The organism is Pontibacter coccineus (genome assembly GCF_030546575.1).
Taxonomy (GTDB): domain Bacteria; phylum Bacteroidota; class Bacteroidia; order Cytophagales; family Hymenobacteraceae; genus Pontibacter; species Pontibacter coccineus.
The window spans coordinates 752,159-761,721 of the sequence record NZ_JAUOTN010000002.1 but is presented as its reverse complement, the minus strand read 5'-3'; the positions used below and the strand labels follow the sequence as shown (position 1 = coordinate 761,721).

Sequence of the window (9,563 nt, the reverse complement as noted above, 5' to 3'; positions counted from 1 at the left end):
GTACCTATCTTGTTTTTCTTATTTTCTGTCTCAACAATCTCTCAAAGAACTTTCCGGAAGACTTCCTCTTCCGCTCGCGCCCCCTCTTGCAGAGGGCGGGGTGCGCTGCCTGCGCTTGCCGTGACAACCGTTCGTCGTTTTCGGTGTGCAAAGGTCGGAAAACTTTTCCAACTTCCAAGCAAAACGCGCAATCTTTTTTTTCTCTTTCTTCAGCCCGTTCGACCGAGAAGCACTTTTGTTTCCGCCCTTTCCGGAGCGGGTTGCAAAGGTAAGCAGACTTTTTAATTCCGCAATACCCCGGGCAAAACTTTTTTTTCCTTTTTCCTGCCGGCCTGTGTTAGCAGCGCCTTTGGGAATGCTTCCGGCTGAAGCGTGTTATGCTTCGTTGTGAAGCGGGGTGCAAAGGTAGCAAGCTTTTTGCAACTTGCAAGCCCCCGGGCAAAGTTTTTTTCAGTCTCTTTTTCCGGCTTACAGCCCGAGGGCCTTCTCACCGTTTGGCCGCCCTGCCGGCTGCCTGTTTCCCCTGCCCTTCTAGCGAGTGGGGAGTGCAAAGGTCCACAAATTTCCCGGACCTGCAAGGGGTCGTGGGCAACTTTGACCCCTGTTTTGAGGCGGTTCCCGCTAAGTGCCTGAGCCGCACCGGGAATAGTTTCTAACTTTCTTCCCGGTTTATACACCCCTCTGGTGTATCCTTGGTTTTACCTTCTAAATAATGGGACTAGCATCTATTTTGTCCTTTATAATCCTCACCGTTTTAGCTTTTATTACTGGCGGCTTTGTGTTAACATCTTTTATGCTCTTTGGAGTTCCCACCTGTTTTATTTTTTTAGAGACATCTTGTTCTCGCCCTTTTCTAGCAGTTGATAACTCTGTCAACTTCATTCTTTGGGCATTCTTTGCTTTCACTTTTCTTGCCTAATAAACAAGAGGGCTCCATCCCTCTCGGAATGAAGCCCTCTTGTTTATTATTAATAAGCTCTACTATATAACAGCCTTTTCTCTTCTTAGTGTACTCTTTCTGTCAGGACCAACTGATGCAATCGTAATAGGCACCTCCAGATGTTGCTCCAGGAATGCCATGTAATTATTAAAAGCCTCTGGCAATGCCTCTACTGTTTCGATTTGATTCAAGTCTACTTTCCAACCTGGTAGCTCTTCATAAATTGGCTCTATATTTTCTGTTTCCAGTGAGTGCGGCATTCGATCCGTTATTTCACCAGATGCGAGCTTATAATGCGTGCATACCTTGATTGTGTCGAACTCAGTCAGCACATCAGCTTTCATCATATTAAGCTGTGTCACACCATTGAGCATGATTGAGTACTTTAGACTTGGCAGGTCAACCCAGCCACAACGACGCGGACGCCCAGTTGTAGAGCCAAATTCATTTCCTGCCTTCCTGATCTGATCACCCACCTCATCCAACAATTCAGTAGGGAAAGGTCCGCTGCCTACGCGTGTACAGTATGCTTTAAAGATCCCGTATACCTCACCGATATGATGTGGTGCCACACCAAGACCCGTGCAGGCTCCTGCTACCAGCGTAGTTGAAGATGTTACAAACGGATACGTACCGAAGTCTACATCCAGCAATGAGCCTTGCGCTCCTTCAGCCAATACACGCTTGCCACTCTTCAGCGCGTCATTGATCATATACTCGCTATCAACCAACTTGAGCGTGCGCAGGTATTCTACGGTTTCAAAGAAAATCTGCTCCTGCTCTCCGAGGTCCAGGGTCTGGCCATAGAACTCCACCGTTTTGCGATGACGCTCTACCAGTTTATTATAGCGGTCCTGGAAATCATCCGCCAGGATATCTCCTACGCGAAGGCCTACCCTACCGATCTTATCCTGATACGTTGGGCCTATACCTTTCAGCGTAGAACCAATTTTCCCAGTACCCAACGCTTCTTCTGAAACTCTGTCGAGCACTTTGTGCGATGGGAGGATGAGAGAGGCTTTTTTGGAAATAAACAGATTCTGGGATGCATCTACACCGCGATCCTGTAGTTTCTGCATTTCGGTACGGAACACGATCGGGTCGAGGACAACGCCATTGCCAATGATGTTCTGAATATGCGAGTGAAAGATACCAGAAGGGATCTGGTGAAGCACATGCTTGGTGCCTTCGAATTCGAGTGTGTGTCCTGCGTTAGGGCCTCCCTGGAAACGGGCCACCATGTCATAGGTAGGAGCCAGTACGTCGACGATTTTGCCTTTGCCTTCGTCGCCCCACTGCAGACCTATAAGTATGTCAACTGCCATTTATGAGTTAGTAAATTGATTCTTTTAAGAATTGCGCTGCGAAGTTATCATTTTCTGCGATGGTAAAAATGGCATTCAGCTTCGTAACGATCAAAAGTTTTCGGATATGGTCGGATGGCTTGATCAAAACCAGCTCTCCTCCCCTGTTCCGAAACTTGGTAAGAAGCGAGACAAGCACTCCCATGCCACTGCTGTCCATGAAGCGGACATTCGAAAGGTCCACAGCGCACAACAGTACTTTGTTTTCCACTTGCTCTTCGGCAACATTCATCAGTTGCTGGGTATCCGGCCCTGCAATCAGGTCTCCCTCCAGCCTGATGAACAGGACATCATCCTTTAGCTCTGTCTGATACTTCATGCTGTTGTTCGGTTGCTTTTTTGGCGCGGCAATCGCCGCATACCCCGTAAAGATTAAGGGAATGATGCAAGATATGAAAATTTAGAAGGTCGCCCACCATCGTCTGTATATTATGGATGCGTGGGTCACAGAACTCTACTACCTTGTGGCACTCCGTACAGATCACGTGGTCGTGCTGGCGGTAACCGTATGATTTCTCGTACTGCGCCAGGTTGCGACCGAACTGGTGCTTGCTCACCAGGTCGTTCTCCACCAGTAGGTCCAGGGTATTGTATACCGTGGCCCGGCTTACGCGGTAGTTCTTATTTTTCATGCTGATGTAGAGCGATTCCACATCAAAGTGGCCGGAACGGGAGTATATCTCTTCCAGGATGGCGTAGCGCTCCGGCGTTTTGCGAAGCCCCTTGCTTTCCAGGTATGCTGTGAAGATTTTCTTTACCTGTTCTATTCTATTCTGCAGGTCTGTTACCATGTCTTTCCTCTCTTATATATAATAGGTGTAGAAACTTAGTCGAATCGTTCGACGGTGAGTACACCTGTCACCTTGCCCATGCGCTGGATCAACTTGTCCAGGTGGCCGGTGTCATTTACAAAAACCATGATGTTCCCCTCAAAGATTCCATCATGCGAATCAATTGTGATCGAGCGCATATTCACCCGAAGGCTGTTGGAAATAATCCGGGTCAGGTCATTCACCAGACCAACACGGTCTGTTCCCTTGATGCGTATACCTGCCAGGAAGGCTAGCTCCTTCTGATCGGTCCACTTGGCCTTGATGATGCGGTTGCCATAGTTAGACATCAGTTCTATACCTTTCTTGCAGGTGGTACGGTGAATCTCGATGCCGTCCTCCTCTGACTCAAAGCCGAAAACCTCGTCTCCAGGTATAGGATTACAACACGTTGCCACCTTATAGTTCATGTTCGAGGTGTTCTCCCCTATCACGAGCATATCAGACGTGACGCCGCGTATCTTCTGCACTTCCCGGTCAAAGGACTTGGGCTCGAGCATGGAGGCGCCCCGCTCTGCCTGTGCAGAAAAAATCACCTCTTTGATGTTCTTGATATCTATATGCCCGGTGGCAATGCGGTAGTGCAGGTCCTGCACCGATGGCACGTTAAAGAAAGCCATCAGCTTATTCAGGTTCCCCTGCGTTTCGGGCACTTTCAGGTATACGAGGCGGCGCTCCAGCATTGCCTTGCCCAGTTCCGATTTATTCTTGCGGTCTTCGCGAAGGTACTCCTTAATACGGGAGCGTGCTTTGGAAGTCACCACGTACTCCAGCCATTCCTCATTCGGTTTCTGCTTCTGCGACGTAAGGATCTCAACCTGGTCACCGTTGCGCAACCGGAAACTGAGCGGTACCAGTTTTTGGTTAACTTTGGCACCAAGACAGTGCAGGCCAATCTCTGAGTGAATCTCAAATGCGAAGTCGAGGGCAGTAGCCCGGTCAGGAAGTATAAGCAATTCCCCTTTGGGAGTAAAGACGAACACCTCCTCCACGAACAGGTTCTTGCGGAACTCATCCATAAACTCCAGTGCGTTGGCTGTGTTGTTCTCCAGCATATCGCGGACCTTGTTGATCCACATTTCCAGGCCAGACTCGCCGCCGCTACCATCGCTCTTGTATTTCCAATGCGCAGCATAACCGCGTTCCGCGATCTCGTCCATCCGCTTGGTACGGATCTGCACCTCCACCCACTGACCGGATTTACTCATCACCGTGGTATGCAATGACTCGTAGCCATTGGCCTTCGGGGTGTTCACCCAGTCGCGCAGGCGGTCCGGGTTCGGTTGGTAGAAGTCCGTTATTATAGAGTATACCTGCCAGCAGGCCGCCTTTTCATGTTCGAGTGGTACATCGAGCGTAATGCGTATGGCAAACAGATCGTAAATCTCCTCAAAGGTGATGTTCTGTTTCTTGATCTTCTTTAAGATGGAGTAGATCGACTTCGGTCTGCCTTTGATGTTGAATTTAAAGCCATGCCGACGCAGCTCCTCTTCTATCGGAGAGATGAAGTCTTTGATGAACTTACCACGGGCGCTACGGGTTTGCCGTATTTTCGTCGAGATATCCTTATAGGTATCCGTATCGGTGTACTTCAGGTATAGGTCTTCCAGTTCCGACTTGATCGCGTAAAGCCCCAGGCGGTGCGCCAGCGGTGCGTACAGGTACATGGTTTCGGAAGCGATCTTGAGCTGCTTGTGGCGCGGCATGCTGTCGAGCGTACGCATGTTGTGCAAGCGGTCGGCCAGCTTGATCAGGATCACTCGCACGTCGTCTGACAGCGTCAGCAGCATCTTGCGGAAGTTCTCGGCCTGCTGCGAAGTGCCGTAGTCAAACACGCCGGATATCTTGGTCAGCCCTTCGATGATGCGCGCCACGCTCGTACCGAACTCACGCTCAACTTCTTCCACCTCCATATCGGTATCCTCTACCACATCGTGCAGCAGGGCTGCCACGATAGAAGTAGTGCCAAGCCCGATCTCTTCCACCGCAATCTGTGCCACAGCCAGCGGATGCAGAATATAGGGCTCCCCTGATTTGCGGCGCATGTCTTTATGGGCCTCTACAGATGTACTGAACGCCTTTTTGATGATCTTGGCGTCGTTGTCCTTCAGGAAAGGCTTGGCGTGCCGAAGTAATCTGCGGTAGTGTCTAAGGATCTCTTTGCGTTCTGCTTCTGGATCGATCATGTTCATGCTAAAGCTGGAAAGTATAGGGTGCTCAGGCCGGGCAAGCCTGCAGCCATACTTATGCTACTATCTATAGGTATAAGTGAGGCAGTGGCGTTTTAAGTTTCAAATATACACGAATATCCGCTTTCATGCACACAATGCTATGCGAATCGTGCAATTTGTTGATGCTGAATCACTAAGCACCTAATTGCTGCGCTACCTGAGAAATAGAATAAAAAATATTCGCTTTTTTTAGGCCCGACTCTTGCATTTAAAAATAGCGTTCGTAAATTTGCACCATCATTACAAACAAGCACACATGCGGATGTGGCGAAATTGGTAGACGCACTAGACTTAGGATCTAGCGCTGCGAGGCATGGGGGTTCGAGTCCCTCCATCCGCACACAAACGAAACCCTCAACAGCCCATGTTGGGGGTTTGTTTTTACTAGATGTATCATCACTAAAATTTTTGTAAGCCTTGAATATTACATTAAATCAAACCGACGGCACTAACGCGCAACTGAAGGTAGTCCTGGAAGAGGCAGACTATGCTCCTAATGTTGACCAGCAAGTAAAAGAATTCAGTAAGAAAGCCCAGATCAAAGGCTTCAGACCTGGTAAAGTGCCTGCAGGACTTATCAAGAAGATGTATGGCAAGAGCATACTGGTGGAGGCAATCAACAAACTTCTTCAGGAGGAAATCTCTAAGTATATCAAGGATAATGATGTAAAACTGCTGGGCGAGCCACTTCCGGAGCCAAGCCAGGAGAACATCGACTGGGACAACCAGAAAGATTTTGAATTTACTTACGCAGTAGGTCTGCTGCCAGACTTCAACCTTCCGATGGATAAAAGCGTAGAGGGTTACACTGTAGAGCTGGACCAGACGACGGTGGACGAGGCTTACGAAAACCTGAAGCGCCAGTTCGGTAAAACAACCAACCCGGAAACTTCTGAAGAAGGTGACTTTATCTACGGTGACCTGAAGCAAGTAGAAGGTGAGTTCGAGTCTAAGACACTTATCCCTACCAGCCGTGTAGTAGAAGGCAAAGAGCAGTTCATGGGCGTTAAAGCCGGTGATGTGATCCGTTTCGATATCCGTAAGGCATTTGGTGATGACAACAGCGCGCTGGCCCACGTAACTGGCCTGAGCAAAGACGTGGTAGCCGACCTAAACGGTGAGTTTGAGTTCACAGTAGAGAAAATCAACCGCACGGAAGCTGCTGAGCTGAATCAGGAGTTGTTTGACAAGCTGTTCGGCAAGGACGAAGTGAAGACTGAAGAAGAGTTCGACGCTAAGATCCGTGAGACGATCAAGGAGAACTACGAGCGTGAGGCAGACAACTTGCTATACCGCAATATCATCGATACCTTAGTGGACAACGTAGAGGCAGAGCTTCCGGCTGAGTTCTTTAAGCGCTGGCTGCAAGTGACCAACGAAGGTCGTTTGACTACAGAGCAGATCGAGGAGAACTTCGACAAGTACCTGAAGGAGCTGAAGTGGTCTATGATCAAGAACAAGGTTGTAGAAGAAAACGAGCTGAAAGTATCCAACGAAGAGGTGGTAAGCAGCACGAAAGAGAAGATGTTGGCGCAGTTCAACATGCCAGAGGTTCCGGAGGAACTGGTAGAGAGCATGAATAACTATGCTAACCAGTATCTGCAGCAGGACAATGGCCGTAACTACATTAATGAGTACGAGCAACTGCTGGCCGAGAAGGTGCTCGCTAAACTAAAAGAAAAGATGACTGTTGTAGAGAAGACAATCTCTACAGAGGACTTCAAGAACCTATCGTAGTAACGATTAATAATATTTAACCTAAAAAGTCCTTTATTATTTAAAGGACTTTTTTATTTTTGACCAAACCGTAAACCTAAACAAGATGATGTTTAACAAAGACGAGTTCCGGAAATTTGCCGTAAAGGGCCAGGGCATGAGTGGCCTGGGCGTAGATCAATATATTAGTCATGTAGAAGGCCGGGCCATGCACACGATTGAGAGCATGACGCGCTCAGTAATTGAGGAACGTCCTACCAACTTCCGTGAGATCGACGTATTTTCGCGCCTGATCATGGACCGTATCATTTTCCTGGGCACACAGGTTGACGATTTTATCGCCAACATCATTACTGCCCAGTTGCTGTTCCTGGAGTCAGCAGATGCTAAGAAAGACATTTTGCTGTACATCAACAGCCCGGGTGGCTCGGTGTACGCCGGCCTTGGCATCTACGACACCATGCAGTATGTGAATCCTGACGTAGCGACGATCTGTACAGGTTTGGCCGCCTCCATGGGTGCGGTACTGCTGGCCGGTGGTGCCAAGAACAAGCGCTCTGCCCTACCACACGCCCGTGTTATGATTCACCAGCCGATGGGTGGCGCACAGGGTCAAGCTTCTGACATCGAGATCACAGCCCGTGAGATCCTGAAGCTGAAGAAGGAACTGTACGAGATATTGGCAGAGCACTCCGGTAAGTCATACCAGGAGGTATATGACAACTCCGACCGCGACTATTGGATGAAAGCTGAGGAAGCGAAAGAGTATGGTCTGATTGACGAGGTGTTACACCGCAAGAAAGACTAAGTCGCCTACGAGCAAGCATTTATTTTAAGCTTAATAGCAGAGCCCATCCTATACCTAGGCATGGGCTTTGCTATTTTATTAAGCAAGAAAGAATTGCACCATTATGATATAACTTCATCAAAGTAGTTGTAAGTCCAAGAATTTATCAACAGGGGTATGTGGATACTAAAAGTTTTCAAGCTACTGAATTACAGGCGATTAAGTCAAGATACAGTAATAGCAATTTTTTAATTTATGGTTACTTTTTATAACCATATCAACATTTTAGGAATTAAAATACTACCTTAGTAAGGTTTCAATTTTGTACCTTTGCTTTTGAATTACACCCGAGAGGGCCAATAAAATCTTCTGAACAAACTTTTTTATGGCTGAAATTACCTGCTCATTTTGTGGCAAGAACAAAAAAGACGTATCTGTGATGATATCCGGAATCAACGCGCACATTTGCGACCGTTGTATCGGGCAGGCACAGCAAATCCTGAATGAGGAAAATAAGATACGCGCTAACAGCCGCACGCCGAAATTTAACCTGATGAAGCCGCGACAGATGAAGGAGTACCTTGATCAGTTTGTAGTAGGCCAGGACGAGGCGAAAAAGGTAATGTCAGTAGCGGTATACAACCACTACAAGCGATTGATGCAGCGTACCAACGAAGATGATGTGGTGATCGAAAAGTCAAACATCATCATGGTAGGCGAAACGGGTACCGGCAAGACCTACCTGGCACGCATGATGGCTGGCATTCTGCAGGTGCCTTTCTGCATTGCCGACGCCACTGTGCTCACAGAAGCTGGCTATGTAGGTGAGGACGTGGAAAGCATCCTGACGCGTCTGTTGCAGGCAGCTGACTACAATGTAGAGTCTGCAGAGCGCGGTATCGTGTACATTGACGAGATCGACAAGATCGCCCGTAAGAGCGACAACCCATCCATTACCCGCGACGTGAGTGGCGAGGGTGTGCAGCAGGCTCTTCTGAAACTGCTCGAAGGTACGGTCGTGAACGTGCCGCCGCAAGGTGGTCGTAAGCACCCGGAGCAGAAAATGATCACAGTGAACACGGAGAACATCCTGTTCATTTGCGGGGGTGCCTTTGTAGGTATAGACCGCTTGATCAAGAACCGCCTGAATACCCGTCCGATTGGCTTCTCTAAGTCAAAGCAAGACGAGGAAGAGGAAAAAGAGAACTTCCTGCGTTACCTGACTGCGCAGGACCTGAAAAACTTCGGACTTATACCTGAGTTGATCGGTCGTTTGCCAGTACTCACGCACCTGAACCCACTCGATAAAGATACACTTCGCCTGATCCTGCTAGAGCCTAAAAACTCTATCGTGAAGCAGTACAAGCGCCTGTTCGAGATGGAGAACATTAGCCTTAGCTTCGATGACGATGCGCTGGATTACATTGTAGAGAAAGCCGCAGAGTATAAGCTCGGCGCCCGTGGTCTGCGCTCCATTTGCGAAGGCATCATGACGGATGCGATGTTTGAGCTGCCGTCTGAGGAAGGTGCAAAAGAACTCGTGATTACGGGTGAGTACGCCCGCGATAAGTTTGACAAGTCGCCTCTGAAGCAGCTACGTGTTGCTTAAGGTATAAAGACACAATAAAAAAGAGAGGGCCTCCGCTGGATTTAGCGGAGGCCCTCTCTTTTTAGGTATAGCTGTCAAAAATAAAC

At 48.5% G+C, this 9,563-nt stretch carries 8 protein-coding genes and 1 tRNA gene; 4 read left to right on the top strand and 5 right to left on the bottom strand.

Features of this window, described 5'->3' with window-relative positions:
- Positions 1 to 705: 705 nt before the first annotated feature.
- The 5 genes from Q4E40_RS07270 to Q4E40_RS07250 all read right to left on the bottom strand — a co-directional run bounded on the left by Q4E40_RS07270 (position 706) and on the right by Q4E40_RS07250 (position 5,326).
- Positions 706 to 906 (bottom strand): hypothetical protein, encoded by a 201-nt coding sequence (locus Q4E40_RS07270; protein ID WP_303411062.1) that lies wholly within the window; start codon positions 904 to 906, stop codon positions 706 to 708.
- 75 nt (positions 907 to 981) lie between these two features.
- The gene (locus tag Q4E40_RS07265; RefSeq protein ID WP_303411061.1) at positions 982 to 2,265 is read right to left on the bottom strand and encodes an adenylosuccinate synthase; all 1,284 of its coding nucleotides are present in this window, start codon (positions 2,263 to 2,265) and stop codon (positions 982 to 984) included.
- A gap of 7 nt (positions 2,266 to 2,272) precedes the next feature.
- Positions 2,273 to 2,623: an STAS domain-containing protein gene (locus tag Q4E40_RS07260; RefSeq protein ID WP_303411060.1), complete on the bottom strand. Its 351-nt coding sequence runs from the start codon at positions 2,621 to 2,623 to the stop codon at positions 2,273 to 2,275.
- Positions 2,595 to 3,095 carry a Fur family transcriptional regulator gene (locus Q4E40_RS07255; protein WP_220625712.1) on the bottom strand — a complete coding sequence of 167 codons (501 nt, stop codon included), beginning with the start codon at positions 3,093 to 3,095 and terminating at the stop codon, positions 2,595 to 2,597. The genes Q4E40_RS07260 and Q4E40_RS07255 overlap by 29 nt, the downstream gene beginning before the upstream one ends.
- Positions 3,096 to 3,130: 35 nt before the next feature.
- A complete protein-coding gene (locus tag Q4E40_RS07250) occupies positions 3,131 to 5,326 on the bottom strand; it encodes a RelA/SpoT family protein (RefSeq protein ID WP_303411059.1) in 2,196 nt (731 codons plus the stop codon).
- 297 nt (positions 5,327 to 5,623) lie between these two features.
- On the opposite strand from Q4E40_RS07250, the gene Q4E40_RS07245 reads away from it, so the two are divergent.
- From Q4E40_RS07245 to clpX, 4 genes are all read left to right on the top strand, one after another.
- A tRNA-Leu gene (locus Q4E40_RS07245) sits at positions 5,624 to 5,705 on the top strand.
- 77 nt (positions 5,706 to 5,782) lie between these two features.
- Entirely contained in the window at positions 5,783 to 7,102 is a 1,320-nt protein-coding gene (tig, locus tag Q4E40_RS07240; RefSeq protein ID WP_303411058.1) for a trigger factor, read from the top strand.
- Between the two features lie 88 nt (positions 7,103 to 7,190).
- A complete protein-coding gene (locus Q4E40_RS07235; RefSeq protein WP_255594129.1) occupies positions 7,191 to 7,889 on the top strand; it encodes a ClpP family protease in 699 nt (232 codons plus the stop codon).
- 364 nt (positions 7,890 to 8,253) lie between these two features.
- Complete coding sequence (gene clpX / locus Q4E40_RS07230) at positions 8,254 to 9,477, top strand: ATP-dependent Clp protease ATP-binding subunit ClpX (protein ID WP_303411056.1); 1,224 nt, start codon at positions 8,254 to 8,256, stop codon at positions 9,475 to 9,477.
- Positions 9,478 to 9,563 lie beyond the last annotated feature (86 nt).